The following is a 26,578-nucleotide window of genomic DNA, read 5'->3' on the forward strand; positions in this document are numbered from 1 at the left end:
ATCAGGCCCGGGTAATGCGGGCGGTGTTGCCTTCGATGGCGGTGATACGTACGCGCTCGCCGGGGAGGATTTCGGTATCGGCGACGCAGATCCACTCTTCATTGCCCAGGATCGGCTTCTGGAAGCGCACGCGGCCCTTCTGGAACTCGGAGACTTTGGCGGTGAGCAGGCCGACTTCGCCGATCACGCTGTCGGCGGTCCAGCGGTTGTCCGGCTTTTTGCGAAAGACCTTGAACCAGAGGACGGTAGTAATGGATGAGAAGATCACCCAGAGCAGCACCTGCATGTCGAGTTGCAGGCTGGGAGCGAGGTAAGCGATGAGCGACACCAGCACAGCGCCGATGCCAAACCAGAGGATGAAGAACGTCGGCAACATGAGTTCGAGCAAGACCAATGCGAAGCCGAACACCAGCCAGATCCACCATTGCATTTCCATATGGGCGAATTCTTTTGCGGGAGAAAGGGTGCAGTGTAGGGCAGGGGAATGCTTCCGGGCTATGCGGGATGATCAGTGACGGTTGTAGGGCATATCGCGGGGCAAGCCCGCTCCTACAGATCCGGTAGGAGCGGGCTTGCCCCGCGATCAGGCCCGCAACGCCGCCAGCAGTTGCTCGGGGCCGAAGAACTGCCGGTCAGCCTCAGGCAGTAGCGGTCGCTTCAGTATCAGCACCGGTACCCCCCGCTCACGCGCGACTTCCAGCTTGGGCTCCGTGGCGCCGCTGCCGCTGTTCTTGCTGATCAGCACATCGACTTGCCGACGCTCGAACAGCTCGCGCTCATCTTCCAGGTAGAAAGGTCCGCGCGCGCCGATGACTTCGCAGCGCTCGTTGCCAGGGCAGGCGTCCAGTGCGCGCAAGGTCCAGAACTGTTCGGGCGGGATTTCATCCAGGTGCTGCAACGGTTCCCGTCCCAAGGTAAACAGCGGTCGCTTGAACGGCTTCAAGGCCTGGATCAGTTCGGCCCAATCCGCCACTTCGCGCCAGTCATCACCCGCCTGGGGCTCCCAGGCCGGGCGACGCAGGGCCCAGCAGGGAATCGCGGCGAGCTGGGCGGCCTGGGCGGCGTTACGGCTGATCTGCGCCGCATAGGGGTGGGTGGCGTCGATCAGCAGGTCAATGGACGCGCTGCGCAGATAAGCCGCCAGGCCCTCGGCACCGCCGAAGCCGCCGACCCGCACCTGGCAGTTCAGGTCGCTCGGCACCCGACCGATGCCGGCCAGGCTGTAGACGTGCGCAGGGCCCAGGGTGCGGGCAATGGCCAGGGCCTCAGTGACGCCGCCGAGCAGCAGGATACGTTTCATGCAAAGGCTCCTGCGTGACCGACGATGCCACCTTGTCGGTCGATGGCAAAGACTTCCACCTGCACCTGCGCCGGCACCACGCTACGGGCAAAGGCCAGGGCGTGGGCGCAGACCGCATCACCCAGGGCAATGCCGGCGGCACTGGCCATGGCCAGGGCTTGCTGGCTGGTGTTGGCCTGGCGGATGGCGGTTTGCAGGTCGCTGTCGGCACCGATGGCCGCTGCCCACTCGGCCAGCTGCGGCAAGTCGATGCTGGAGTGGCGACTGTGCAGGTCCATGTGGCCGGCGGCCAGTTTGCTGATTTTGCCAAAGCCGCCACACAGGCTGAGTTTATCCACAGGCACCTTGCGCAGGTGCTTGAGCACGGCGCCGACAAAGTCGCCCATTTCGATCAGGGCGATTTCCGGCAGGTTGTACACCCGGCGCATGGTGTCTTCGCTGGCGTTGCCGGTGCAGGCGGCGATGTGCAGGTAGCCGTTGGTCTTGGCGACGTCTATGCCCTGGTGGATCGAGGCGATGTAAGCCGAGCAGGAGAACGGCCGGACGATGCCGCTGGTGCCCAGGATCGACAAACCACCGAGGATACCCAGGCGCGGGTTCATGGTTTTCAACGCCAGGTGCTCGCCGTCCTGCACGTTCACCGTGACTTCAAAGCCGCCGCCGTAGCCACACTCACCGGCCAGGCGTTGCAGGTGTTCGGTCATCATCCGTCGCGGCACCGGATTGATCGCCGGCTCGCCCACCGCCAGTACCAGGCCGGGACGGGTCACGGTACCGACACCCTTGCCCGCCACAAAGCGCACGCCGGGCTCGGCTTGCAGGCGTACGCGGCTATAGAGCAGGGCGCCGTGGGTGACGTCCGGATCGTCGCCGGCATCCTTGAGGGTGCCGGCCTCGGCGCCCTCTTCGAGCAAGCGGCAGAACTCCAGGCGCATCTGCACCTGCTTGCCTTTAGGCAGGGTGATGTGGACCGCGTCGTCCTGCTGGCCCGTCAGCAGCAGCCGCGCCGCCGCAAGGCTGGTGGCGGTGGCACAGCTGCCGGTGGTCAGGCCGCTGCGCAGTGGGGCGGGTTGTTCCTGGGTTTCGTCACGCATCGAGGGGCTTGACCGCGGCTAGCAAGGTGATCGGCAGGGCCTGACGCCAGGTGTCGAATTCACCCAGGGGCTGGGCCTGGGCGATGTGGATGCGGGTCAGCTCGCCGCCATGCTGTTCGCGCCAGTTGACCAGGGCCAGCTCGCTTTGCAGGGTCACGGCATTGGCCACCAGCCGCCCGCCGGGGCGTAATTGCGCCCAGCAGTGCTGCAGCACGCCTTCACGGGTGACGCCGCCGCCGATGAAAATTGCGTCCGGCCGCTCCAGGCCTTCGAGCGCTTGCGGGGCGCGCCCGCGGACCAGTTGCAGGCCGGGAACGCCAAGGGCGTCGCGGTTGTGTTCGATCAGTTGCTGGCGACCGTCATCGGACTCGATGGCCAGCGTCCGGCAGCTGGGGTGCGCGCGCATCCACTCGATGCCGATCGAGCCGCTGCCGGCGCCGACATCCCACAGCAGTTCGCCCGGCTGGGGGGCCAGGCGGGCGAGGGTAATGGCGCGCACGTCGCGCTTGGTGATCTGGCCATCGTGCTGGAAGGCGTTGTCCGGCAGCCCGGCCAAGGGCGACAGGCGCAGCGCATCGGGAGCGGCACGGCACTCGATGGCGACCAGGTTCAAGGTGGCCACCTGCGCGTGTTGCCACTGCTCGGCAGTGCCCTGAAGGCAACGCTCGGCGCTGCCACCCAGGTGCTCGAAGACGTGCATGTGGCTCGGTCCGAACCCACGTTCGCACAGCAGGGCGGCGATGGCGGCAGGGCTACTGCCGTCGTTGCTCAGCACCAGCAGGCGCACGCCGCTGTACAGGTGGGCATTGAGGGCGCCCAACGGGCGGGCTACCACCGACAGCGTTGTCACCTCCTGCAGGGGCCAGCCCAGGCGAGCGGCGGCAAGGGCGCAGGAGGACGGCATCGGCAGTACGCTCATCTCATCGGCATCGAGTTGGCGGGCAAGGCTGGCACCGACGCCGAAGAACATCGGGTCACCGCTGGCCAGCACACACACCGGCTCGCCGCGCAGGGCCAGCAGCGGCGCCAATGTAAAAGGGCTGGGCCACAGCAGGCGTTCGCCGCGGATGCAGCGCGGCAGCAAATCCAGCTGGCGCTGGCCGCCAAACACCTTCACGGCACCCAGCAGCGCGCGCCGGGCATTCTTGCCCAGGCCACTGAAACCGTCTTCACCGATGCCTACTACTGTGAGCCAGGGCGACATGCATTTTCCTCAATACCAGCAATCCGACCGGCAGGCTTTTCATGCCTTCGGACAAAGCAGGCATAATACCGCGCCTTCTACACTGAAGTGCCTTTTCACGATTGTCGGGTGACCCCTTGAACGAGCCATTTCCGGCCCGCCAGCCCCATGTTGCGCTCCGCCCCTCGGCTTGTCCGGGGTTGCTGCGCATCGTCCAGGCATTGGACGGCGGCATTTGCCGGATCAAGCTGGCCGGCGGCGCGCTGAGTGCCGATCAGGCCGACGCGGTGGCCACGGCAGCCGAGCGCTACGCCAGTGGCGTCATCGAGGCGACCAACCGCGGCAATCTGCAGATTCGTGGCATCAAGGCTGAACGGGCCGGGATGATCGAACTGCTGCTGGCCGCGGGGCTGGGCCCGCGCGATGCCGCCGGTGACGACGTCCGCAACTTGATGCTCAGCCCTGGCGCCGGGCTGGACCGGCATATGCTGTTCGATGCCCGGCCGTTGGCGGAGCGGGTGTTGCAGGCGCTGGAAACAACACCGCGCTTTCATCAGCTGTCGGCCAAGTTCGCCCTGCAAGTGGACGCCGGGGAAGCCCTGGCGATGCTTGAACATCCCCATGACCTGTGGCTGTCGGCCCTGACGCTGGATGCCGAACCCTGGTTCGCGTTCGGCCTGGCCGGGAGCCCGGGCCTGGATTCGCCGCTCGGCGCCGTGCCGGTGGCGCAAGGGTTCGCTTTGGTGATCGCGGTCCTCAATCGCTTTCTTGACCTGGCCGGACCTGAACAGTCCCGCATGCGCCACTTGCTTGGCGACGTCGATCCGCAGGTGTTCATTGACGGCCTGGGCCTGCCGGTGCGCCGCGATGCCGCGGTGCTGCAATGGCGTCGCCCGATGACGCCGTGCAGCCACCTGGGCGACTCACCACAGCATCAGGCCGGGCTCAGTGCATTCGGTGCAGCGCCGCCGCTGGGGCGGTTGACCTCGACGATGCTGCGCGGCGTGGCGCAACTGGCCAGGGAGCGGGGCGATGGCAGCCTGCGCATGACCCCCTGGCAAAGCCTGTTGTTGCCCAACATTGCGCAGCCACAGCTGGCCAGCGTGGCGGCCGGCTGTGCCCGGTTGGGCTTGCTGTGCTCAACGGCCGAGCCGTTGGCGCGCATGGCCGCCTGTACCGGTTCGGCGGGGTGCGCCAAGGGCCTGGCCGACACCAAGGGCGATGCCGTGCACCTGGCTACCTTGTTGGCCTCGGGCGCCCCGGCCAGTGTTCACCTGAGCGGTTGTTCCCGTTCCTGCGCCGTGGCCCATGTTGCCCCGGCGACGCTGCTGGCCCGGGCCCCGGGCCGTTATGACCTTTATTTGCGCGACGCGCGCCAGGCGGGCTTCGGTACCCTGCGCGCGCGCGACCTCACACTAGAAGAAGCGGGCGCCCTGCTCGATGCCCGCTCACGGAGCACCCTTGATGATTGATTACATCCGCGATGGTCAGGAGATCTATCGCAATTCCTTCGCGATCATTCGTGAGGAAGCGCGGCTTGATCGTATTCCTGCCGACCTTGAGAAACTCGCGGTGCGGGTGATTCATGCCTGCGGCATGGTCGATGCCATCGACGGCCTGCAGTATTCCGAAGGCGCAGGCACGGCCGGTCGCCAGGCCCTGGCCAGGGGCGCGCCGATCCTCTGCGATGCACGCATGGTGTCCGAAGGCATCACCCGTGCCCGCCTGCCGGCCAACAATCAGGTGATCTGCACCCTGCGCGACGAGCAGGTACCGGAGCTGGCCCGTGAGCTGGGCAACACCCGTTCGGCCGTCGCGCTGGAGCTGTGGCGGCCGTACCTGGAAGGCAGCGTGGTGGTCATCGGCAATGCGCCGACGGCGTTGTTCTACCTGCTTGAGATGATCGATGCGGGCGCACCCAAGCCTGCGTTGATCCTCGGTTTTCCGGTGGGCTTTGTCGGCGCGGCCGAATCCAAGGCGATGCTCGCGGCCGATAGCCGTGGCGTGCCATTCGTGATCATGCAGGGCCGCCTGGGCGGCAGCGCCATGGCGGCCGCTGCGGTCAATGCCCTGGCCACGGAGGTCGAATGATGCAGGCTCGTGGACGTTTGCTTGGCCTGGGTGTCGGCCCTGGCGATCCGGAACTGATCACGGTCAAGGCGCTGCGCCTGCTGCGTGAGTCGCCGGTGGTTGCCTACTTCGTGGCCAAGGGAAAACGCGGCAACGCGTTCGGCATCATCGAAGGCCATCTTCAGGAAGCGCAGACCTTGCTGCCGCTGGTGTATCCGGTGACCACCGAAGCGTTGCCGGCACCGCTCTCCTATGAGCAAGTGATCAGCGACTTCTACGATGAGGCCAGCCTGGAAGTCGCCGCACACCTGGATGCCGGGCGCGACGTGGCAGTGATCTGCGAAGGCGATCCGTTCTTCTACGGCTCCTACATGTACCTGCACGATCGCCTGGCCGAGCGCTACGAAGCCCAGGTGATCCCGGGTGTCTGCTCGATGCTTGGCGGCGCTTCGGTACTGGGCGCGCCATTGGTCTATCGCAACCAGAGCCTGTCGGTACTCTCGGGCGTGTTGCCCGCTGATGAACTCAAGCGTCGCCTGGCCGATGCCGACGCGGCGGTGATCATGAAGCTGGGTCGCAACTTCCCCAAGGTGCGCCAGGTACTGGGCGAGCTGGGGCTTGCCGGGCGTGCGCTGTATGTTGAGCGCGCGACCATGGCCAACCAGAAGATCGTCGCCCTGGATGATGTCGATCCGCAGTCCTCGCCGTACTTCTCGTTGATCATTGTTCCGGGTGAAAGGTGGCAAGGCTGATGACCCGTAAAGCACCGGCCATTGTCATTCTTGGCAAAGGCAGCCTGGCCACTGCCCGCAAGATCCAGCAGCTGTACCCCGACGCGTTGATCCATGGCCTGGCGGGCCGGGTCGATGAGGTCGACTGCAGTTACCAGGAGTTTGGCGCGACCTTGCGCCAGCTCTACCAGCAAGACACACCGATCATTGCCCTGTGTGCGGCCGGCATCGTCATCCGCACACTCGCCAGCGAGTTGCTGGAGAAGGGCGTCGAACCGCCGGTACTGGCGGTGGCCGAAGATGGCAGCGCCGTAGTGCCACTGCTGGGTGGCCTGGGCGGGGTCAATGTCATGGCTCGGGAAATTGCCGCCGGCCTGGGCGTGGCGGCGGCGATCACCACCAGCGGGGAGCTGCGTTTCGGTACCTGCCTGCTCAACCCGCCCAGCGGCTATGCCCTTGCGGACCTGGAGCTGGGCAAGCGTTTTGTCAGTGACCTGCTGGCCGGTGAAACGGTACGCATCGACGGCGAGGCGCCCTGGCTGGCCCAGGCCCAGTTGCCGCAGAGCGAGCAGGCGCAGTTGGCCATCCATGTGGGCTGTGACGCACGCGCGGTTTCTGACAACGAGCTGGTGATCTATCCGCGCTGTGTCATGGTGGCGGTCACTGCGGTTTCGGCGCAGTTGGCGACGACGGTGCGTGAGGCGTTGGCCAGCGCGCAGATCGCCGAGCCGGCCCTGGCGTGTCTGCTGGCGAGCGAATCGCTGATGGCGGACCCGGCGTTGCACGCTGCGGCGGCTGAACTGGGCGTTGCGTTGCGGTTTGCCGCGGGTGCCAGGAACGCCAGCGCACTGGCGGCGCAGGTAATGCCGCAGTTGTTGCCACCGCACGCACTCACCGAAAACCTGGCCATCGTGGTTTCCAGCCAACCGATCGACCCCCTGCAAATTGGCCGTGCCCGCGGTCGGCTTGCGGTGATCGGCCTGGGGCCGGGTGCGGCCGAGTTCATGGTGCCCGCCGTCAAGGCCGAGCTTGCCCGGGCCAACGATATCCTTGGCTACGAAACCTACGTGCGCATGGCCGGGCCGTTCCGTGCCGACCAGGTCATGCACTGCACCGACAACCGCGAAGAAATGCAGCGGGCCCGCCATGCCTTCGAGCTGGCTGCCCAGGGGCGTTCAGTGGTCGTGGTGTCGTCTGGCGATCCTGGCGTGTTCGCCATGGCCGCTGCAGTGCTGGAGGCCTTGCACGAGTCGACGGACTCGCGCTGGCATGCCGTTGACCTGCAGATGCTGCCCGGTGTTTCTGCATCGCTGGCCACCGCTGCCCAGGCCGGTGCGCCACTGGGGCATGACTTCTGTGTGTTGTCGCTGTCGGACAACCTCAAGCCCTGGTCGATCATCGAGAAGCGCCTGGACCTGGCTTGCCAGGCGGATCTGGCGCTGGCCTTCTACAACCCGATCTCGCGTTCGCGGCCCTGGCAGTTGGGACGGGCCCTGGAAATCGTTCGCCAGCACCGTACCGCTCAAACGCCTGTAGTACTTGGCCGTGATATTGGTAGGCCAGGGCAGACGCTCAGGGTGGTGACCCTCGGCGACCTGCAACCTGAAATGGTCGATATGCGCACGATGGTGCTGGTGGGATCGTCCACCACCTGCCAGTTTGCGCGGGCAAATGCCGAGCCTTGGGTCTACACCCCGCGTTGGTATCCGGCACAGGACTGAACCTGTCGGGGAAAGCCTTCGATCCTGATTCAGGCACGCCTCTCGAATAGCGTGAAGCCCCCGTCGATGACGAGCGGGCTTTCACGAAAAGGATATTCGAGATGACAGGCACCACTGAAATGCTCAGCAACAACACAGCGGCTATCGTCGATCAATCGCTGATGGCGTTTGGCGCAGGGATGTCGCTGCAAAGCCGAACCGACGTAAAGAACGCCTATCACTTTGCTTCGCTGGTAGCGAGCAAACGCTTTGACCAGGAAGGGCAGGGTGAGGAGTGGTTCAAGGCGTTCCTCAAGGTCATGCACGATTGCGGCTGGGTGACTGCGCGCCGTTGCTATGAGCAGGTGAATCAAGGTTCGCAGTCCCTCAAGGTCGGTGCCATTGCTGCCAAGGCGGTGAGCAGCATCGGCACCGCATTTCTGGGCGGCCCGGTGGGCGCGGCCCTGAACAAACTGGCTGAAAGTGCACTTGAAAAGCTCGGCATGGTCGATGAGGCCCAGCAGCTGCTCAAGCGCAACATCAAAAACAAGGCCAACGCCTCCGTCGGCCTGGCCTCTTGCATCGAAACCAACACTGGCGAAGTGGTCCTAGTCATGAGTGCGGTGCAGGTCGCCGCCGCGTCGCACGACCTGGACCTGGCCGTATTTGAATGGGCCAGCAGTTCCTTGACGTCCTACACAGGCTCTGCGGCGTTGTCGTTCAACAAAACCTTGTACGACCATCTGCGTCCCACCATCGAGCTCAAGTTGGGCGAGCGCGCCATCAACAACGTACTGGACTACGACATCTGAAATCACGGGATGGCTCGTTCTTCGAGCCATCCCGTGGTTCTTGCACGCGTCATGTTGGCAGTGGACGCGGCGTCAGGAGGCTCCCATGAGTACGCCACAAGCAGCAGTAATCGGCGCAGGACTGATGTCTTTTTCGTCGGGACTGACACCGCAGCAGCAAGCATCAGTGAAGCTGGCGGCGTTGATCACTGAGCGCGACACGCGTGATGCCCTGGATAAGGACTTGATCCAGGACTGGTACAGCTACTACAAGCGCAAGCTGATGTTCTACGGCTGGGATGCATTGCCCGCCAGTGAAGTGCACTGGCCTGGCCAGGAGCGGCCGGACATCGTCGATGGCGCCCTGCGCACGATAGCGGCAACCGCTGGCAGCGAATACGCGACGTCCATGGGGCTGGCAATGGATCGGCTGCGGTTCGCACGTGCAGCGTTGGCGCATTTCGAGCAGCGCACGAAAGACACCGGGGTTTTCCAGTTGCTCCCCTGTTTGCCGGCTCGCAACGGCTGCATCGACATGGTGCTTTACCAGGAGTCGTTGGCGCGTGTGGAGGTCACTGCCGGCTTTTTGTATCGCCAGCGGCAACGGCTGACCGTCAAGGCTGAACTGGTACGCTTCAACACGCGCCTGTTCGATCAGGAGTTTCGTCAGCGGGTCGAGGCCAATCTGCAGACGGTAGCCCTGCGCGAAATTCACGACCTGGTGCTTTAGGGCATCAGGTAACCCTTGATCCCGGTAAGGATGATCTGCGCGGCCAGTGCGCAGACGAACAACCCCATCAGTCGGCTGACGATCTGCAATCCCTGGTCGCCAAGAATCCGCTCGATTCGATGGGAGAGGTACAGCACCAGGCCGACGGTGAAACTGGCCAGGGTGATACTGACGATGGCCAGCAACTTGTCGTCCCAATGCGGCTGGCCGACCCCCATCACCAGCAGGGCACCGATGGTGCCGGGGCCGACGGTCAGGGGGATGGTCAGGGGGACGATGGTCACGTCCTGCTGGATGTTGTCGGTCTGCACGGCCGACTTGCCCTGGGCCATGCCCAGTGCCGAGATGAACAGCACGCTGCCGGCACCCACGCGAAAGGCGTCGGAGGTGATGCCGAACACGCCGAAGATCACCCGACCAAACAGGTACAGCAGCACGCTGGAGATCAGCACGGCGATGGCCACTTTCCACGCCAGGTGCTTGCGCTCCTTGCTGGAGTAGCCGCGGGTCAGGCTGATGAAGCAGGAAAGCACGAAGAACGGGCTGTAGAGCACGAGCATTTTCAGGTAGACGCTGAATAACTCATGGAGCATGGTCGTGGCTCGCGACGGCAGGGGAACGTGAAGGAAGTGTATCAGGCGTGCGCGAACTTACTGGGTCGACACCTGGGTGGACTCGGTCTCGCGACGGGCGACCCAGTGCTCGATCAACTCACGCAGTTGTGACAGCTCGACGGGCTTGGCCATGTGGCCGTCCATGCCGGCCAGGCGCGCCCGCTCCTTGTGCTCGGCCAGGATATGCGCGGTCAGGGCGACGACCGGGGTGCGCTTGCGCTGATTGGCCACTTCCCAGATGCGCAGCTGTTGAGTGGCCGAGAAACCATCGAGCACCGGCATTTCACAGTCCATCAGCACCAGGTCGTAGTGGTGGGTCTTCATCGCTTGCAAGGCTTCTTCACCGTTGCTGGCGGTATCCGGTTCCAGGCTGAGCTTGCCGAGCATGCCGCGAATGACCTTGGTCGAGATGCTGTTGTCTTCAGCGACCAGGATGCGGAAGTCGCTCGGCATGTTCAGCGGCGTGGCCAGGCTTACCGGTGCCGGCATGACGGGCTGGCCCTTGCTGCGCTGGGCCAGCTCTTCGGCCAGGGTGGTCTTGAGGGTATAGCCGGCCACGGGCTTGGCCAGGATGCGCTTGACCCCGGCATTGCGCGCGATGACTTTGCTCGGTGCGTTGCTGATGCCCGTGAGCATGATCAGCAGAATGTCATGATTGAGGCTTGGGTCTTCCTTGATCTTGGCCGCCAGTTGCATGCCGGTCATGCCTGGCATGTTCTGGTCGAGCAGGACCGCATCGAAGTAGTCGCGCAGGTGTGCCTTGGTCCGTAGCAGGGCCAGCGCCTCCTTGCCCGAAGGCACGGCACTGACGTTCATGCCCCAGGCACTGCACTGCTGCACCAGCACCTTGCGGCACGTGTCGTTGTCATCCACCACCAGCACGCGGGCGCCACGCAGCGGGCCATCGAGGTCGGTGGGGGGTTGTTCCAGGCGCTGCGGGTCCAGGGGCAGGGTCAGCCACAAGGTGTTGCCCATGCCGTGGCTGGTCTTGATACCGAACTCACCCTGCATCAGGCTGATCAGTTGCTTGGCGATGACCAGGCCCAGGTGACCGCCCAGTTTGTTGCTGGAGAGGAAGTGCTTGCTGTGCAGCTCGGCCTGCAGCAGCGCTTCGCGCTCACCCGGGGAAATGGCTTCGCCACTGTCCTGCACGGCGATGCGCAGGCGCGGAGCACTGCCACGCTGATCGACCGCCACCACCAACAGTATTTCCCCCTGTTCGGTGTTTTTCAGAGCGTTTTCCAGCAGGCTCAGCAGTGCCTGGCGCAGGCGTGTCGGGTCGCCACTGATCACTCGTGGCACCTGGGGCTGGGTGAAGCTGATCAGCTCGATGTTCTGTTGCTCGGCCTTGGCGCGGAAAATACTCAGGCAGTCTTCGATCAGGGCATTGAGGTCGAACTGCACATCGTCCAGTTCAATTTGCCCGGATTCGAGCTTGGAGATGTCGAGAATCTCGTTGATCAGGGTCAGCAGTTCGTTGCCGGCGCTGTGGATGGTCTGGACATAGTCGCGTTGCTTGACTGACAGCGGTGTGCCGAGCAGCAATTCGGTCATGCCCAGCACGCCGTTCATCGGGGTGCGGATCTCGTGGCTGATCTTGGCCAGGAACTCGGCCTTGGCGTTGATCTCGGCATTGCTGGCGGCCAGTTCGCGGCTGGCGCTGAAGCGTTCTTCACTGATGCGGCGCAGGCGTTCGCTGACGGCCAGGTTGAGCAGCAGGCCGCTGAAGCTGGCCATGCCCAACAGAATGAACAGCAGCCATTGGGTGGGCGTGCGGGTCAGCCCGAGCAGCGCCGGCAGTACCACCAGGCAGCCGATATTGAACGCCAGCATCGACAGGGCGAACAGCCGCGCCGGCTCATAGCCCTTGTACCAGTGGTAGCCGGAGGTCAGCAGCATGGTGAGGCTGCCGATGGCGAACAGGGCGTAGGTCATCAGGTTGAGCGGCAAGGTGTCGACGAACAGCAGCAACAGGCCGCTGAGCCCGACCACGATCATTTCTATCTGCAGCACACGAGCGAGGCGTGGCTGGCCGCAGGGGCGGAAAAACCGCAGGGTGAAGGTCAGGCCGGCAAGGCTGGCGAGCAAGGCGGTCAGGTAGGCGGCAGGCGTCTGTGCCGAATGCCACATGCTCCACCACGGGCCACTGAGATTGAGCAGGATCAGCGCACTGAGCAGCATCAGCCCGTGATAGGCCGCCAGGCTCAGGCTGGTGGAGGAGCGCGAATAGGCGAAGCGGATCAGGTTGTGCAGCATCAGCATCAGCAGGCAACCGAACAGCAGGCCGAACAATATTGCCTGGCGCTGGTCGGCGGCGACGGTGACGGCCGGCTCAAGGCTGATGGCCGGGCGCAATTGATGCTCGGAGACCAGCCGCAGGTAAATATCCAGGGTGTGGGCGCTGTTGGGCAGGGCCAGGATGTGGTCGCTGCTGCGCACGCTGGGATGGCCGTTTTCAGAAGGGCGGCCGTTGTGCATCTGCTTGATCAGTTGGTCGCCATCGAGGGCGTACAGGTCAAGACGGGAGAGGTCGGGCGCGAAGATCCGTAGCAGTTGTTCGTGCTGGCCGGGTTCGAGGCGGTAATGCAGCCACAGCGCCTGGTCTGGCGTTGCAGCATTGAGCTGGTCCAGTTCGAGGGGGCTGAACTGGTTGCGGTAGCGTTCGGAACGTACGTCGCTAAGCTGCAGGTTGGCCTGTTCGTCGAGCAAAACTGCCCATCCACTGCCGTGTTCGGCCGAAACCGGGAACAGACAGAGCAGGGTTAGCAGGCTGACGATGAGGCCTATGGCGATCCTGAGCCAACGCACGACGAGATCCCTTCTTAGCAAAAGTGCCGAATGTTAACTATGCGCGGCGCGCCAAGGCGAAGGCAAGGCCCAGACGGGCCCTGTCGACGAGCCGGAGGCAGCGCGCCAATGGCGTCGCTGCTTCCGGGCGCTTCTTTACTCTTGATGCTCACCACGTTCACGGGCAATGGCGCGGTAGCCGATGTCCGTGCGGTAGAAGCTGCCTTCCCAGTTGATTTCGGCAGCCAGGCGATACGCCTGCTGTTGGGCGGCTTCGACGGTTTCACCCAGGGCGGTAGCGCAGAGCACTCGACCACCGGTGGCAACCACCTGGCCGTCCTTGAGGGCGGTACCGGCATGGAACACCTTGCCGGTCAGCTTGGCTGCAGCGTCCAGGCCGTTGATGGCCGCGCCCTTGCTGTAGTCGCCCGGGTAGCCGCCTGCTGCCAGGACCACGCCCAGGCTTGGTTGCGGGTTCCACTGGGCTTCGACTTTATCCAGGGCCTTGGCGAAGGCGGCTTCGATCAGCAGGACCAGGCTCGACTCCAGGCGCAGCATGACGGGCTGGGTTTCCGGGTCGCCGAAGCGGCAGTTGAACTCGATCACTTTCGGGTTGCCGGCCTTGTCGATCATCAGGCCCGCGTACAGGAAGCCGGTGTAGACGTTGCCTTCTTCGGCCATGCCGCGCACGGTCGGCCAGATCACCTGGTCCATGACGCGCTGGTGGACTTCGGCAGTGACCACTGGTGCCGGGGAGTAGGCGCCCATGCCGCCAGTGTTCGGGCCGGTGTCGCCGTCGCCGACGCGCTTGTGGTCCTGGCTGGTGGCCATTGGCAGCACGTTCTGGCCGTCGACCATGACGATGAAGCTGGCTTCTTCGCCGTCGAGGAACTCTTCGATGACTACACGCGAACCGGCTTCGCCAAAGGCATTGCCGGCGAGCATGTCGCGGACGGCCTCTTCGGCTTCACCCAGGGTCATGGCAACAATCACGCCCTTGCCCGCGGCCAGGCCGTCGGCCTTGATCACGATGGGGGCGCCTTTTTCGCGCAGGTAAGCCAGGGCTGGCTCGATCTCGGTGAAATTCTGGTAGTCGGCCGTCGGGATCTTGTGGCGAGCCAGGAAGTCCTTGGTGAAGGCCTTGGAGCCTTCCAGCTGGGCTGCGCCCTTGGTTGGACCGAAGCAGTCCAGGCCGCGGCTGCGGAACAGGTCGACAACACCGGCAACCAGCGGGCCTTCAGGGCCGACGATGGTCAGGGCAACGTTTTTCTCGGCGAAGTCAGCCAGTTGCTCCAGGGCAGTGACGTCGATGTCGACGTTCTCGCACTTGGCTTCGGTGGCAGTACCGGCGTTGCCCGGGGCAACGAAGACTTTCTCGACCCGCGGGTCCTGAGCGACTTTCCAGGCCAGGGCGTGTTCACGACCGCCACTACCGATAATCAAAACTTTCATGTCAAAACCTCGATGACGCTAATTCGGATGGAGCGGCTCTTTGTAGGCGCGGGCTTGGCCCGCGATGCGATGTGCCTGACAGATCGCTATCACGGGGCAAGCCCGCTCCTACAAGCCCGCACGTATCAGTGGCGGAAGTGGCGCATGCCGGTGAAGACCATGGCGATGCCAGCTTCGTCGGCCGCGGCGATCACTTCGGCGTCGCGCATCGAGCCGCCTGGCTGGATGACAGCAGTGATACCCACTTTAGCGGCGTTGTCGATGCCGTCACGGAACGGGAAGAATGCGTCCGATGCCATGACCGCACCCTGCACCTGCAGGCCAGCATGCTCGGCCTTGATTGCAGCAATGCGAGCGGAGTTCACGCGGCTCATCTGGCCGGCGCCGACACCGATGGTCTGGCGGTTCTTGGCGTAGACGATGGCGTTGGACTTGACGTACTTGGCCACTTTCCAGGCGAAGATCAGGTCGTGGATCTCTTGCTCGGTCGGCGCACGCTTGGTGACCACTTTCAGGTCGCCCTCGGTGATCATGCCGATGTCGCGGCTCTGTACCAGCAGGCCGCCGGTGACGCGCTTGTAGTCCCAGGCAGCGGCACGCTCGGCCGACCACTGGCCGCAGGCCAGCAGGCGCACGTTGGCCTTGGCGGCAACCACGGCGCGGGCTTCTTCGCTGACGCTCGGGGCGATGATCACTTCGACGAACTGGCGCTCGACGATGGCCTTGGCGGTTTCGGCATCCAGCTCGCGGTTGAAGGCGATGATGCCGCCGAAGGCCGACTCGGTGTCGGTGGCGTAGGCCAGCTCGTAGGCCTGGCGGATACCGCCTTCGGCATCCGGGCTTACCGCCACGCCGCACGGGTTGGCGTGCTTGACGATGACGCAGGCCGGCTTGACGAAGCTCTTGACGCATTCCAGCGCCGCGTCGGTGTCGGCCACGTTGTTGTACGACAGTTCCTTGCCCTGCAGCTGGACCGCAGTGGCGATACCGGCTTCGGCAGGCTTGGACTCGACATAGAACGCCGCGCTCTGGTGCGGGTTCTCGCCGTAGCGCATTTCCTGGGTCTTGACGAACTGGCTGTTGAAGGTGCGCGGGAACTCGCTGCGGCCTTCGGTGCTCAGGGTGTCGGCGGCCTGGTTCACGGTGCCCATGTAGTTGGCGATCATGCCGTCATAGGCAGCGGTGTGCTCGAACGCCTTGAGCATCAGGTCGAAGCGCTGGGCGTAGGTCAGGCCACCGGCCTTGAGGCTTTCCAGCACCTGGCCGTAGTCGCTGGCGTTGACCACGATAGCGACGTCTTTGTGGTTCTTGGCCGCCGAGCGGACCATGGTCGGGCCGCCGATGTCGATGTTCTCGATGGCGGTCGGCAGGTCGCAGCCCGGCTTGGAGATGGTCGCTTCAAAGGGGTAGAGGTTGACGGCAACCAGGTCGATCGGCTTGATGCCGTGCTCGGCCATGATGGCGTCGTCAGTGCCACGGCGGCCGAGGATGCCACCGTGGATCTTCGGGTGCAGGGTCTTGACCCGGCCATCCATCATTTCGGCGAAGCCGGTGTAATCGGCAACTTCCACCGCGGCAACGCCATTGTCCTGGAGCAACTTGAAGGTGCCGCCGGTGGACAGGATCTCGACGCCGAGCTGTTGCAGCTCACGGGCGAATTCAAGGATCCCGGTCTTGTCGGAGACGCTGATCAAGGCGCGGCGGATCGGCAGGCGGGTAGTCTGGTCGGTCATTTCAGATTCCATAACGCGGTGGAGTCAGCAAAAAAGGCGACCTCATCGAATGGGAGCCGCCTTTTCTGGTTTGGATGCTTGCTTACAACAAATCGTACTGCTTGAGTTTCTTGCGCAAGGTGCCGCGGTTGAGCCCGAGCAGCTCGCTGGCCTTGGTCTGGTTGCCCTTGACGTAGTTCATCACGCTTTCGAGCAACGGCGCTTCGACTTCCGAGAGCACCAGGTTGTACACGTCCGTGACGGCCGCGCCCTCCAGATGGGCGAAATAGTTGTGCAGCGCCTTTTCCACACTGCCGCGAAGGGTCTGACCTTCTTCGCTCGGTGTATTCAGGTGCTGTTTCAAGTTGACGTTGTCGCTCACGGGCGTTGTTCCACTCACTAAAGTCTCGGTCATCATCGTCATGCGGCCACCCCTTGTCCGTCCTCTGTCTCAAGGCTCTGTTCACGTTCGCGGAAAAAACCACGAACGTTGGCGCACTGCGCTTGCGTATCTTCCAAACGATTGAACTGGGCGCGAAACTCCCTGGCGCCCGGAAGCGTTGCCAAGTACCAGCCAACATGCTTGCGGGCAATGCGTACACCCATCACATCGCCATAGAAGGCGTGCAGGGCGGCCAGGTGCTCAAGCAGAATGCGTTCCACTTCGTCCAGCTGTGGCACCGGCAATTGTTCGCCGGTGCGCAGGTAATGCTCGATCTCGCGAAAGATCCACGGCCGCCCCTGGGCAGCCCGGCCGATCAACAAGCCGTCGGCTCCGGTCGCATCCAGCACGGCGCGGGCCTTTTCTGGCGAGGTGATGTCGCCGTTGGCAAATACCGGGATCGACACCGCCTGCTTGATCGCAGCGATGGTGTCGTACTCGGCGTCACCGGTGTACAGGTCGGCACGGGTTCGTCCATGGACCGCCAGCGCCTGGATGCCAGCCTGTTCGGCAATCTTTGCTACCGTCAGGCCATTCTTGTTCGCCCTGTCCCAACCCGTGCGGATCTTCAGCGTGACCGGTACGTCCACGGCGGCAACCACCGCGTGGAGGATCTCGCTGACCAAGGCTTCATCTTTCAATAAAGCAGAGCCTGCAGCCTTGTTGCAGACTTTTTTTGCCGGGCAGCCCATGTTGATGTCGATGATCTGCGCGCCGGCCTCGACGTTGGCCCGTGCCGCCGCTGCGAGCATCTGCGCGTCCCCACCGGCGATCTGTACCGAGCGTGGCTCGGGATCACCTTCGTGAATCATGCGCAGGCGCGACTTGCGGCTGTTCCACAGGCTCATGTCGCTGCTGACCATCTCCGACACCACCAGGCCTGCACCCATCCGTCGGCAGAGCTGACGGAATGGCTGGTCCGTGACCCCGGCCATTGGCGCGAGGATCAGGTTGTTCTGCAGTGTGTATGGGCCGATGCGTACCGCCGACATAGGAGTTCCCTGTTGTGGGGCCGGATCATTAGAGTTTGAAAAAGGGTGGGCATGATACCCGCTCTCGGTGACCGGATAAAGATGGATTTGGATAAAATCTGAACAGCTGCGGCGTTATGCCCGCCAGTTTGGTGGGGCGGGCAGGGGCGTGCGGGACTATTCGGGGGAGCGGAAGCTGAGGCTGTAGTTAACGGCCTTGGGCCCCGGGTCGAGGATGTCCAGGGCGATGTGAATCGGCACCTGGCTGGGCATTTCACCCTTGCCGGCCAGTTCACCGCTCAGGTATTCGGCGGGTTTGAAGCGACGGCTGGCGATCAGTTGGCCGTTGAGGTCGGCAAAGCGCAATTCCAGCAGCGGGAACGGCTGGGTGAACGGTGCCCGGTTGTAGATGATTGCATCGACAATCAGGGCGCCGTTGAAATCCGGATGGCTGCGTACCACCAGGTTGCTGCTTTTGATCCGGTCGATGTCGACCCGGGACGGCACCTTGCAGCCCACGTGCGGGCACAGCTGCTGGAACCACGGGCGGTACTGGTCCTGGCGGGCGAGCTCGTCGAAGTGGAACCAGATGTACTGGCCGGCCAGAGCGGCAGCGGCCAGCAGCACCAGGAAGATCCACAGCAGGCGCTTGCCCCAGTGGGCCTTGGGTTTCTGCCAGTCCAGCTGCAGCGGGTCGTCGACCAGATCCAGCAGCGGTTCCTTGCGCGCAGGGCGGCTGGAGGTCGGGCCCAGGCCGGGCTCGCGGCGCTCGTCGTCAACTTCCGGGGTGTCAAAGTCGTCTTCCGGCGCTTTGGCCGACAAGTGCTCGACCGGCGGTTCATCGAGCTCGGCGGCGAGCGGACGAATGGGTTGAGCGGGCTCATCCAGGTCGTCATCCAGCGCCTCCAGTGACAGCGAAGGCTCGGTTCGTTCGCCGGGGGCAGGGGCAAGGTCCAGCGGCTCCTGCTCGATCAGCGGCGGCAGGGGCTCATCGAGGACTTCGCTGGAGGCTTCGCGCTCGTTTGCCGGGGTGCTGAACAGGCTGTCGGGCCAATGCTGGTCGTCGGTTTCCGGTTCGTCGCGGTGAGCGCTGAGGCTGTCCTCGCGGGCGGTACCGGCCTTGAACTCGGTGGTTGGCTGGATTTCGCGCTGCTCGAGCCGCGCCAACTCCTGATCCAGGTCGAGCTGGTCGAGATCAAGCTCGGCCGCGCTCCACTCGCGCTGGCTGACAGGTGCCGGTTGTACCGGAGCCGGGGGTTCCACGACCGCAGGCTCGCTCACCGGCTTTTGCGCCGCACTCTGCTCCAGCAGCTGCTTGGCGGCGTTGAATACCTGCAGGCAAGCGCCGCATCGCACCACGCCGCGGGCCACGCTCAACTGATTGTGGTTGACGCGAAAGCTGGTCTGGCAATGCGGGCACTGGGTGACGAAACTGTCGGTCATGCGGCGGTCCGGGTTGTGCAGAAGGTTATTCTAGGCCCACTTAACGGCGGCGACCACTGATGCGTACCCAGCCGTCACGGACGGTGATCGGGTCCAGATCGAAGTCCTTGGCATAGGCTGCGGCCACTTCTTCGCCCTGTTCGGCGAGGATGCCCGACAGTGCCAGCAAGCCGCCCGGGCGAACCAGGGTGGACAGTTGCGGGGCGAGGGCCACCAGCGGGCCGGCCAGAATGTTGGCCACCAGCACATCGGCCTGCATCGCCGGCATGTGCTCGGGCAGGTACAGGGCAAAGCGCTCGTCGGCGATGCCGTTGCGTCCGGCGTTGTCGCGGGAGGCTTCCAGGGCTTGCACGTCGATGTCGGTGCCGACTGCTTCGCGGGCGCCGAGCAGCAGGGCAGCGATTGCCAGGATGCCCGAGCCGCAACCGAAATCGAGCACCTGGGCGCCGTTCAGGTCCTGGCCGTCCAGCCATTCCAGGCACAGGGCGGTGGTGGGGTGGGTGCCGGTGCCGAAGGCCAGGCCCGGGTCGAGCAGCAGGTTGACCGCCTCAGGCTCGGGCGCTGCGTGCCAGCTCGGCACGATCCACAGGCGCTGGCCGAAACGCATTGGCTGGAAATTGTCCATCCAGCTGCGTTCCCAGTCCTGGTCTTCGATGACCTCGGCCTGGTGCTCCGGCAGCTCGGCGCCGGTCAGCAGTTGCAGGTGGGCGAACACGGCCGCGGCATCGGTATCGGCCTCGAACAACGCCAGCAGGTGCGTGTGCGACCACAGCGGGGTGGTGTTGAGGTCCGGCTCGAAAATCGGTTGGTCTTCGGCGTCCATGAAGGTGACCGAAACCGCGCCTACTTCGAGCAGGGCATCTTCATAGGTTTCGGCTTGATCCGGGCTGATGGCCAGACGTACTTGCAGCCAAGGCATGGCGGGCACCTTTGGGAAAATCTACAGGGGCAGCCCAGGGCTGCGAGAAGCCCGCCAGTTTACTTGAGTGCGAGGGGTTTGTGGGAATGCTTCGTGAGCAGGTTTTACGGGGCAGGCCCGCTGCTACAGGCATAAAAAAAGACCCCGGCCATTGGCCGGGGTCTTTTCACATCACTGTGGAATCACTCCTGGTTGGCCAGTTTGTGTTCCAGATAGTGAATGTTGACGCCACCTTTGCAGAAACCTTCATCACGCACCAGGTCGCGGTGCAGCGGGATGTTGGTCTTGATGCCGTCGACGACGATTTCGTCCAGGGCATTGCGCATGCGCGCCATGGCTTCGTCACGGTCTTTGCCGTAGGTGATCAGCTTGCCGATCAGCGAGTCGTAGTTCGGTGGAACCGCGTAACCGCTGTACAGGTGCGAGTCGACGCGAACGCCGTTGCCGCCCGGGGCGTGGAAGTGCTTGACCGTGCCTGGGCTCGGAATGAACTTCTTCGGGTCTTCGGCGTTGATCCGGCACTCCAGCGAGTGACCGCGGATCACGACGTCATCCTGGGTGAACGACAGCTTGTTGCCAGCGGCGATGCTGAGCATCTCCTTGACGATGTCGATACCGGTGACCATCTCCGAAACCGGGTGCTCCACCTGAACACGGGTGTTCATTTCGATGAAGTAGAAGCGACCGTTTTCGTAGAGGAACTCGAAGGTGCCAGCGCCACGGTAGTTGATCTCGATGCAGGCATCGACGCAACGCTTGAAGACTTCCTGGCGGGCTTTTTCATCGATGCCAGGGGCCGGCGCTTCTTCCAGTACCTTCTGGTGGCGGCGCTGCAGCGAGCAGTCGCGGTCACCCAGGTGCACGGCGTTGCCCTGACCGTCGGACAGTACCTGGACTTCCACGTGACGTGGGTTGGTCAGGAACTTCTCGAGGTAGACCATCGGGTTGCCGAACGCAGCACCGGCTTCGGTACGGGTCAGCTTGGCCGAAGCGATCAGGTCTTCTTCCTTGTGCACCACGCGCATGCCGCGACCACCACCGCCACCGGCGGCCTTGATGATCACCGGGTAGCCGACTTCGCGAGCGATCGCCAGTGCGGTTTCTTCGTCTTCCGGCAGTGGGCCGTCAGAACCCGGTACGGTCGGTACGCCGGTCTTGATCATCGCGTCCTTGGCCGAAACCTTGTCGCCCATCAGGCGAATGGTGTCGGCTTTCGGGCCGATGAAGGCAAAACCGGAGTTCTCCACCTGTTCGGCGAAGTCGGCGTTTTCAGCGAGGAAGCCGTAGCCTGGGTGAATGGCGGTAGCGCCGGTCACCTCGGCAGCGGCGATGATCGCCGGGATGTGCAGGTAGGAATCCTTGGACGAAGCAGGACCAATGCAGACCGACTCGTCTGCCAGGCCCAGGTGCATCAGTTCGCGGTCTGCCGTGGAGTGCACGGCGACGGTCTTGATGCCCAGCTCTTTGCAGGCACGCAGGATCCGCAGGGCAATTTCCCCGCGGTTGGCGATCAGGACTTTTTCCAGCTTCGCAGACATCGTTGGTTCTCCGCGGTTCAAACGATGGTGAACAGCGGCTGGTCGAACTCAACCGGCTGGCCGTCTTCTACCAGGATGGATTCGATCACACCGCTGGCTTCAGCTTCGATGTGGTTCATCATCTTCATGGCTTCGACGATGCACAGGGTGTCGCCTTTCTTCACGGTCTGGCCGACTTCAACGAAGGCTGGCGAGGATGGCGAGGCCTTGCGGTAGAAGGTGCCGACCATTGGCGAACGGGCAACGGTGCCGTTCAGTTTCGGTGCGGCGGCTTCGGCAGCAGGAGCGGCTGCAGCGGCGGCAGGGGCCGGGGCTGCTACAGGAGCGGCGACTGGAGCCGGAGCGTAGTACTGCTGGGCTGGGGTCTTGCTGTGACGGCTGATCCGTACGGATTCCTCGCCTTCCTTGATCTCCAGCTCGTCGATGCCAGATTCTTCCAGCAGTTCGATCAGTTTCTTGACTTTACGGATATCCATTAATCATCAACTCCCAAGGTTCGGTCAGGGGCGTAAATATAAAAACGTGTTTTCTAACGTTTCTTGTGAGCCCAGGCCTTCAGGCCAGGTGCTCGGTATCAGGGTTTGGCGTTGGCAGCCAGGTGTTCCAGGGCAGACTCCAGGGCCAGGCGGTAGCCGGTGGCACCCAGGCCGCAAATCACCCCTACGGCGACATCGGAAAAGTAGGAGTGATGGCGAAACGGCTCACGCTTGTGCACGTTCGACAGGTGCACTTCGATGAATGGGATGCTCACTGCCAGCAATGCGTCACGTAATGCGACGGATGTGTGTGTGAAAGCAGCCGGATTGATCAGGATAAAATCGACGCCTTCGCTGCGCGCGGCGTGGATGCGGTCGATCAATTCGTACTCGGCATTGCTTTGCAGGTACTGCAGGTGATGGCCGGCGGCGCGGGCGCGCTGCTCCAGGTCCTGGTTGATCTGGGCCAGGGTGACGGCGCCATAGACGCCCGGTTCGCGGGTACCGAGCAGGTTCAGATTGGGGCCGTGCAGCACCAGTAGCGTTGCCATCTGTGGTTCCTTTTATCGTTAGGCACAAACGTTGCGCGGCGACTATGCCGTAAACCGGCGGGCAGTGTCCAGTTGCCGACAATAGCCAGCACGATGACCGAGATTCACGCCAAATATGTGACTAATTTATTAATTTTGGTCATCAGTAATGGCTTTTTGGCGGGCAGAAGAAGTTATAGACCCAGATCGGCGCGAATGCGCGTCAGATGTTCGGCAAATTCGACGGCGTTTGTCTCGCCAACCACACGAGCGCTGGTTTTTTCGCTGCCGTTCGCGGCAAAGAACAATAGCGCAGGTGGACCGAAAAGCTGATAGCGATCGAGCAGGGCACGCTGCTCTGCATTGCTTTGGGTGATGTCGAAGCGCAGCAGTTTGTAGCCGATGAGCTGGTTTTTGACCGCCGGTGCAGCCAGCACTTCGTGTTCGATGACCTTGCAGCTGATGCACCAGTCGGCGTACCAGTCCAGCACTACGGGCTGCCCGGCTTCCTTGGCCAGGGCCAGGGCGCTGTCGAGGGCGGCGGGGGTGGTGATGGTTTGCCAGTCGCTTTGTGCAGCGCTCAGGGGCTGGGCGCCTGCAGTGGGCGGCGGCAAGGGGCGCAGCGGATCGCTCTGGCCGCTCAGTGCGCCGTACCAGCAGGCCAGGGCATAGACCAGCAGGGCCAAGCCAAGCAGTTGCGCCAGACGCTGCAGCGTGGTTTTCGCCGTGAACTCCAGAGTACCGAGGAACAGCGCCACGCCCGCACTCAACAATCCGACCAACAGCAAGGTGACCTGTCCGGGCAGTACCCGGCTGAGCAGGCCGATGGCCAAGCCCAGCAACAGCACACCAATGGCATTCTTGACCGTGACCAGCCAGGGCCCGCTTTTTGGCAGCCAGGCCGCGCCGCCGGTGGCGACCAGCAGCAGTGGGGCGCCCATGCCCAGGCCCAGGGCAAACAGCTTCAAGGCACCGCCAACAGCATCACCGCTGGCGCTGATATACAGCAGCGCACCGGCCAGCGGTGCAGACACGCAAGGCGAGACCAGGAGGCTGGAGAACACCCCGAGGATCGCTGCGCCAATCAGCGAGCCGCCTTTGGTCTGGCCGACCAGCCGCTCCAGGCGATGACTGACGGCGTGGGGCAGTTTCAGCTCGAACAGGCCGAACATGGCCAGGGCGAAGACCACGAAGAACAATGAGAACGGCACCAGTACCCAGGCCGACTGCAGTCGCGCCTGCAGGTTCATGCCGGCGCCGAACAAGCCCATCAACGCACCCAGCAGGGCGAAACACGCGGCCATCGGCAGGACATAGGCCAGCGACAGGGCGAACCCGCGCAGGCCCCCGACCTGACCACGCAGCACCACCCCGGAAAGGATCGGCAGCATCGGCAGCACGCAAGGGGTAAAGGTCAGGCCGACACCCGCGAGGAAGAACAGCAGCAGTTGTTTCCAGGTCCACCCCTGGGGGGCTGCAGCGGTATCGGCATCGGGCGCCGCGCCGCTGCCGTCGATGCTCAGGCGCACGGTTTCCGGCGGGTAGCACAGGCCTTTGTCGGCGCAGCCCTGATAACCCACGACCAGGGTAAAGGCGCGGGTGTCGTTGGCCGGGCGCGGGATGTCGATATCCAGGATGCCGTGATAGACCTCGACGTCGCCGAAGAACTCATCATGCTTGGCTTCGCCCGGCGGAATCTGCGCGGCGCCCAGGGCGATGTCGGCAGGTTCGGCGCGGAACTGGAAGCGGTGGCGGTACAGGTAATAGCCGTCGGTGGCGACGAAGCGCAGCTTGAGGGTCTGGGCGTCGCTTTGCACCAGGCTCAGCTTGAAGGCTTCGTGTACGGGGAGGAAGTCGGCACTGTTGTTCAGTGACGGCGCACCCAGGGTGGCGCTTGGGCGGTTGTCGAGCAGGCCGGCGCCGACGGCGGGCAAGGCCAGAAGCAGGAAAAGAAGGCAAAGCAGGCGGCGCATGGCGGTCTCGCAGTACAGATGTGGCTGCATGATAGCGGACTTTATGCCTGTAGGAGCGGGCTTGCCCCGCGATAGCCATCCAACCGTCACATCCCATCGCGGGGCAAGCCCGCTCCTATCGAGGGATGTTGTTCACAGCCGAAACGCCCGTACCGCCGTGTTCAGTTCGCCTCCCAGCCTGAGCAACTGCTCCCCCTGCTCGCGGCCTTCGCCAATGCGTTGAAGGTTGTCCTCCCCCAGGTCATGAATCCGCTCGCTGTGATCGCGAATCTCACTCACTGCCCCGCTTTGCTGGGCCGTCACGTCGGCAATGCGCACGGCGGTGGCGGAGATGGTCTGGATTGCCGCAACGATCTCATCCAGTGCCCCATCGGCGGCCTGGGCCTTGTTGGCGGTGGCTTCGGCATGTTCAAGCTGGGCGCGCATGCCTTCCACCGATTCGCGCGCGGCCTGCTGCAGGCGCCCGATCAGGGTCTGGATCTCGCCGGTGGCGCCGGTGGTGCGCTGGGCCAGGGAACGCACCTCTTCGGCGACCACGGCGAAGCCGCGGCCCATCTCGCCTGCGCGGGCGGCTTCGATCGCGGCATTGAGGGCCAGCAGGTTGGTCTGTTCGGCAATCGAGCGGATTACCGTGAGGACGCCGCCGATGGTGGCCGACTCTTCGGCCAGTTGCTCGATCATCTGGGCATTGCCCTGAACTTCATCGACCAGGGCGCGCAGGCCGGTCAGGCTCTGGCCTATCACCGCCTGCCCCTGTTCCACGGCGCGGCCAGCATCGTGACTGGCGTCGGCAGCCTGACTGGCATCGCCGGCCACTTGCAGGATGGTGGCTTCCAGTTCTCCCAGGGCATCGCGGATTTGAGCGGTGTCGCCCGCCTGGCGTTCGGCGCCGTCGTGCAGGGCGCTGCTCATGCCGGCCAGGGCATGGCTACTGCCAGCCACCTGCTCGGCATTGTTGCGAATGGTCCCCACCAGCTCCACCAGATAACAGCGCAGGCGATTGAGCGAATCCTGGATGTCGTGCATTTCACGGTTGCTCTTGCCCAGCGAGATGGCCTCGGCGAAATCGCCCTCGGCCCAGCGCGACAAGGCCGGTGCCAGGTTGGTCAGTACTCGGGCGAGGCGGCGCTGCAAGGTGTCGATGAGCAGGGCGATCAGCAGGATCAGGCCGATCATCAGGCCCTGGATGATCCGCACCTCACCCTGGATGGTCGCGTGCTGGCTGCGCACCGCCGGTTCCAGCGCGGCAATGGCTTGCTGCACGGCGTCGATCTGTTGGTGGGTGCTGTCGGCCAGTTCGCTGCGACGCTGGATCTGCTCGCGGGTGCGCTGCAACTCGGCGGGGTAGCGATTGAGCAGGCTGTTGAGCTCGCGCTTGAGGGCGATCCCCGTGTCTTCGACGTCCTGGCTGCCTTGGGTCTCCAGGCCCATGAGGGCAGCAAAGTCATCGGCATTGGATTCGCGGGCAGCCGTCACGCCGAGCAAGGGCAGGGCATCGAGCGCCTTGGCCTGGTCGACGATCAGTTGCAGTTCGCGCTCCACCTCATCGGCCAGCGCGCTGCGTCCGCTGCTGACCAGCTTGTCGCGGGCCAGGGAAAGCCGCGACAGGTGCAGCGCGGCCTTGAACAGTGTGAGGCTATAGCGCCCGGCGTCCGGGTTGCTGCTGGCCTGGGCGTAGCTGGCCAGTTGGTCCAGGCTTGCGCCCAGTTCACGTTCGGCCTGCAGCAACAGTGCCTGCGGGTCGCCGGCCAACTTGCCGGCGGCCAGCAGCTCATCGCCGGCAAAGCGTTGCAGGTTGTCCAGGCTGGGGCGCAGGGGCGCGGCCAGTTCATCGGGCAGTTGCTTGAGGGCATCCTGCAAAGCCGCCGTCGCCTGCACCGCCGTGGCATGGCGCAGGGCATCGCCGCTGCTGAGGTAGTCGCCGATGTTGCGTGCCGCCTGGTTCTGGAATTGCTGCGACAGCGACAGGTAACGCTCCATCATTTGATAGGGGCGTTCCAGCGCGCGCTGCGACCACCACAGGGTGGCGCCCAGGGCGATGCAGACGGTTACCAGTAACACGGTATTGAAATTGGTGAGCAGCTTCAGGCGCATGTGCAGGGTCTACCAACGGCCGAACGGT

The 26,578-nt window shown here is 63.9% G+C and carries 23 protein-coding genes; 6 read left to right on the forward strand and 17 right to left on the reverse strand.

The window, feature by feature from the left end; all coding sequences use genetic code 11:
- Position 1: 1 nt before the first annotated feature.
- The 4 genes from U9R80_RS02645 to cbiE form a co-directional block, all read right to left on the reverse strand.
- A complete protein-coding gene (locus U9R80_RS02645; RefSeq protein ID WP_301838200.1) occupies positions 2-436 on the reverse strand; it encodes an NfeD family protein in 435 nt (144 codons plus the stop codon).
- A gap of 147 nt (positions 437-583) precedes the next feature.
- The gene (locus tag U9R80_RS02650) at positions 584-1,300 is read right to left on the reverse strand and encodes a cobalt-precorrin-6A reductase (protein WP_301838199.1); all 717 of its coding nucleotides are present in this window, start codon (positions 1,298-1,300) and stop codon (positions 584-586) included.
- Positions 1,297-2,394 (reverse strand): cobalt-precorrin-5B (C(1))-methyltransferase, encoded by a 1,098-nt coding sequence (locus U9R80_RS02655; RefSeq protein ID WP_301838198.1) that lies wholly within the window; start codon positions 2,392-2,394, stop codon positions 1,297-1,299. Before U9R80_RS02655 ends, U9R80_RS02650 begins: the two co-directional genes overlap by 4 nt.
- Entirely contained in the window at positions 2,387-3,598 is a 1,212-nt protein-coding gene (gene cbiE / locus U9R80_RS02660) for a precorrin-6y C5,15-methyltransferase (decarboxylating) subunit CbiE (protein ID WP_301838197.1), read from the reverse strand. Before cbiE ends, U9R80_RS02655 begins: the two co-directional genes overlap by 8 nt.
- Before the next feature lie 116 nt (positions 3,599-3,714).
- Between cbiE and cobG the strand changes: the two genes are divergently transcribed.
- The 6 genes from cobG to U9R80_RS02690 all read left to right on the forward strand — a co-directional run bounded on the left by cobG (position 3,715) and on the right by U9R80_RS02690 (position 9,599).
- On the forward strand, positions 3,715-5,049 hold the full coding sequence (cobG, locus tag U9R80_RS02665; protein ID WP_301838195.1) for a precorrin-3B synthase: 1,335 nt from the start codon (positions 3,715-3,717) through the stop codon (positions 5,047-5,049).
- The gene (locus tag U9R80_RS02670) at positions 5,042-5,668 is read left to right on the forward strand and encodes a precorrin-8X methylmutase (protein WP_301838193.1); all 627 of its coding nucleotides are present in this window, start codon (positions 5,042-5,044) and stop codon (positions 5,666-5,668) included. The genes cobG and U9R80_RS02670 overlap by 8 nt, the downstream gene beginning before the upstream one ends.
- Positions 5,665-6,399, forward strand: coding sequence for a precorrin-2 C(20)-methyltransferase (locus U9R80_RS02675; RefSeq protein ID WP_442964930.1), 735 nt, complete (start codon positions 5,665-5,667; stop codon positions 6,397-6,399). Before U9R80_RS02670 ends, U9R80_RS02675 begins: the two co-directional genes overlap by 4 nt.
- A complete protein-coding gene (gene cobJ, locus U9R80_RS02680; RefSeq protein WP_301838191.1) occupies positions 6,399-8,099 on the forward strand; it encodes a precorrin-3B C(17)-methyltransferase in 1,701 nt (566 codons plus the stop codon). The genes U9R80_RS02675 and cobJ overlap by 1 nt, the downstream gene beginning before the upstream one ends.
- Before the next feature lie 101 nt (positions 8,100-8,200).
- Positions 8,201-8,890, forward strand: coding sequence for a hypothetical protein (locus U9R80_RS02685; RefSeq protein ID WP_301838189.1), 690 nt, complete (start codon positions 8,201-8,203; stop codon positions 8,888-8,890).
- An 85-nt stretch (positions 8,891-8,975) separates the two neighbouring features.
- Positions 8,976-9,599, forward strand: a complete 624-nt coding sequence (locus U9R80_RS02690) for a hypothetical protein (RefSeq protein WP_301838188.1) — start codon at positions 8,976-8,978, stop codon at positions 9,597-9,599.
- Here U9R80_RS02690 and U9R80_RS02695 read toward each other — a convergent pair.
- From U9R80_RS02695 to U9R80_RS02755, 13 genes are all read right to left on the reverse strand, one after another.
- Positions 9,596-10,192, reverse strand: a complete 597-nt coding sequence (locus tag U9R80_RS02695; RefSeq protein WP_301838187.1) for a MarC family protein — start codon at positions 10,190-10,192, stop codon at positions 9,596-9,598. The two genes, U9R80_RS02690 and U9R80_RS02695, sit on opposite strands and share 4 nt — an antisense overlap.
- Positions 10,193-10,249: 57 nt before the next feature.
- Entirely contained in the window at positions 10,250-13,021 is a 2,772-nt protein-coding gene (locus U9R80_RS02700; protein ID WP_301838184.1) for a hybrid sensor histidine kinase/response regulator, read from the reverse strand.
- 135 nt (positions 13,022-13,156) lie between these two features.
- Positions 13,157-14,452 carry a phosphoribosylamine--glycine ligase gene (purD, locus tag U9R80_RS02705; protein ID WP_301838182.1) on the reverse strand — a complete coding sequence of 432 codons (1,296 nt, stop codon included), beginning with the start codon at positions 14,450-14,452 and terminating at the stop codon, positions 13,157-13,159.
- A gap of 125 nt (positions 14,453-14,577) precedes the next feature.
- A complete protein-coding gene (purH, locus tag U9R80_RS02710; RefSeq protein WP_301838180.1) occupies positions 14,578-16,185 on the reverse strand; it encodes a bifunctional phosphoribosylaminoimidazolecarboxamide formyltransferase/IMP cyclohydrolase in 1,608 nt (535 codons plus the stop codon).
- Positions 16,186-16,267: 82 nt separating this feature from the next.
- Positions 16,268-16,588, reverse strand: a complete 321-nt coding sequence (gene fis, locus U9R80_RS02715; protein WP_003186237.1) for a DNA-binding transcriptional regulator Fis — start codon at positions 16,586-16,588, stop codon at positions 16,268-16,270.
- Positions 16,585-17,598, reverse strand: a complete 1,014-nt coding sequence (dusB, locus tag U9R80_RS02720) for a tRNA dihydrouridine synthase DusB (protein ID WP_301838152.1) — start codon at positions 17,596-17,598, stop codon at positions 16,585-16,587. Before dusB ends, fis begins: the two co-directional genes overlap by 4 nt.
- A gap of 156 nt (positions 17,599-17,754) precedes the next feature.
- Positions 17,755-19,020, reverse strand: a complete 1,266-nt coding sequence (locus U9R80_RS02725; protein WP_301838150.1) for a DUF3426 domain-containing protein — start codon at positions 19,018-19,020, stop codon at positions 17,755-17,757.
- 40 nt (positions 19,021-19,060) lie between these two features.
- Positions 19,061-19,939, reverse strand: a complete 879-nt coding sequence (prmA, locus tag U9R80_RS02730) for a 50S ribosomal protein L11 methyltransferase (protein ID WP_301838149.1) — start codon at positions 19,937-19,939, stop codon at positions 19,061-19,063.
- Between the two features lie 182 nt (positions 19,940-20,121).
- Positions 20,122-21,477: an acetyl-CoA carboxylase biotin carboxylase subunit gene (gene accC / locus U9R80_RS02735; protein ID WP_301838148.1), complete on the reverse strand. Its 1,356-nt coding sequence runs from the start codon at positions 21,475-21,477 to the stop codon at positions 20,122-20,124.
- A gap of 17 nt (positions 21,478-21,494) precedes the next feature.
- Complete coding sequence (accB, locus tag U9R80_RS02740) at positions 21,495-21,953, reverse strand: acetyl-CoA carboxylase biotin carboxyl carrier protein (RefSeq protein WP_028945754.1); 459 nt, start codon at positions 21,951-21,953, stop codon at positions 21,495-21,497.
- A gap of 98 nt (positions 21,954-22,051) precedes the next feature.
- Positions 22,052-22,504: a type II 3-dehydroquinate dehydratase gene (aroQ, locus tag U9R80_RS02745; RefSeq protein WP_045182308.1), complete on the reverse strand. Its 453-nt coding sequence runs from the start codon at positions 22,502-22,504 to the stop codon at positions 22,052-22,054.
- Between the two features lie 173 nt (positions 22,505-22,677).
- Positions 22,678-24,456, reverse strand: coding sequence for a protein-disulfide reductase DsbD (locus U9R80_RS02750; RefSeq protein WP_301838652.1), 1,779 nt, complete (start codon positions 24,454-24,456; stop codon positions 22,678-22,680).
- Positions 24,457-24,588: 132 nt separating this feature from the next.
- Positions 24,589-26,550: a methyl-accepting chemotaxis protein gene (locus tag U9R80_RS02755; protein ID WP_301838134.1), complete on the reverse strand. Its 1,962-nt coding sequence runs from the start codon at positions 26,548-26,550 to the stop codon at positions 24,589-24,591.
- Between the last annotated feature and the right edge of the window lie 28 nt (positions 26,551-26,578).

It is taken from the genome of Pseudomonas sp. JQ170C, assembly GCF_035581345.1.
Lineage (GTDB): Bacteria > Pseudomonadota > Gammaproteobacteria > Pseudomonadales > Pseudomonadaceae > Aquipseudomonas.

What these genes read in the sequence shown, in the direction of transcription:
- U9R80_RS02750 (WP_301838652.1), bottom strand. Translation starts at nt 24,456, where the DNA reads ATGCGCCGCCTGCTTTGCCTTCTTTTCCTGCTTCTGGCCTTGCCCGCC.
- U9R80_RS02755 (WP_301838134.1), bottom strand. Translation starts at nt 26,550, where the DNA reads ATGCGCCTGAAGCTGCTCACCAATTTCAATACCGTGTTACTGGTAACC.
- accC (WP_301838148.1), bottom strand. Translation starts at nt 21,477, where the DNA reads ATGTCTGCGAAGCTGGAAAAAGTCCTGATCGCCAACCGCGGGGAAATT.
- U9R80_RS02675 (WP_442964930.1), top strand. Translation starts at nt 5,665, where the DNA reads ATGATGCAGGCTCGTGGACGTTTGCTTGGCCTGGGTGTCGGCCCTGGC.
- purH (WP_301838180.1), bottom strand. Translation starts at nt 16,185, where the DNA reads ATGACCGACCAGACTACCCGCCTGCCGATCCGCCGCGCCTTGATCAGC.
- U9R80_RS02645 (WP_301838200.1), bottom strand. Translation starts at nt 436, where the DNA reads ATGGAAATGCAATGGTGGATCTGGCTGGTGTTCGGCTTCGCATTGGTC.
- aroQ (WP_045182308.1), bottom strand. Translation starts at nt 22,504, where the DNA reads ATGGCAACGCTACTGGTGCTGCACGGCCCCAATCTGAACCTGCTCGGT.
- fis (WP_003186237.1), bottom strand. Translation starts at nt 16,588, where the DNA reads ATGACGATGATGACCGAGACTTTAGTGAGTGGAACAACGCCCGTGAGC.
- U9R80_RS02670 (WP_301838193.1), top strand. Translation starts at nt 5,042, where the DNA reads ATGATTGATTACATCCGCGATGGTCAGGAGATCTATCGCAATTCCTTC.
- U9R80_RS02685 (WP_301838189.1), top strand. Translation starts at nt 8,201, where the DNA reads ATGACAGGCACCACTGAAATGCTCAGCAACAACACAGCGGCTATCGTC.
- U9R80_RS02650 (WP_301838199.1), bottom strand. Translation starts at nt 1,300, where the DNA reads ATGAAACGTATCCTGCTGCTCGGCGGCGTCACTGAGGCCCTGGCCATT.
- U9R80_RS02690 (WP_301838188.1), top strand. Translation starts at nt 8,976, where the DNA reads ATGAGTACGCCACAAGCAGCAGTAATCGGCGCAGGACTGATGTCTTTT.
- U9R80_RS02655 (WP_301838198.1), bottom strand. Translation starts at nt 2,394, where the DNA reads ATGCGTGACGAAACCCAGGAACAACCCGCCCCACTGCGCAGCGGCCTG.
- U9R80_RS02695 (WP_301838187.1), bottom strand. Translation starts at nt 10,192, where the DNA reads ATGCTCCATGAGTTATTCAGCGTCTACCTGAAAATGCTCGTGCTCTAC.
- accB (WP_028945754.1), bottom strand. Translation starts at nt 21,953, where the DNA reads ATGGATATCCGTAAAGTCAAGAAACTGATCGAACTGCTGGAAGAATCT.
- prmA (WP_301838149.1), bottom strand. Translation starts at nt 19,939, where the DNA reads ATGCCTTGGCTGCAAGTACGTCTGGCCATCAGCCCGGATCAAGCCGAA.
- U9R80_RS02725 (WP_301838150.1), bottom strand. Translation starts at nt 19,020, where the DNA reads ATGACCGACAGTTTCGTCACCCAGTGCCCGCATTGCCAGACCAGCTTT.
- purD (WP_301838182.1), bottom strand. Translation starts at nt 14,452, where the DNA reads ATGAAAGTTTTGATTATCGGTAGTGGCGGTCGTGAACACGCCCTGGCC.
- cobJ (WP_301838191.1), top strand. Translation starts at nt 6,399, where the DNA reads ATGACCCGTAAAGCACCGGCCATTGTCATTCTTGGCAAAGGCAGCCTG.
- cbiE (WP_301838197.1), bottom strand. Translation starts at nt 3,598, where the DNA reads ATGTCGCCCTGGCTCACAGTAGTAGGCATCGGTGAAGACGGTTTCAGT.
- dusB (WP_301838152.1), bottom strand. Translation starts at nt 17,598, where the DNA reads ATGTCGGCGGTACGCATCGGCCCATACACACTGCAGAACAACCTGATC.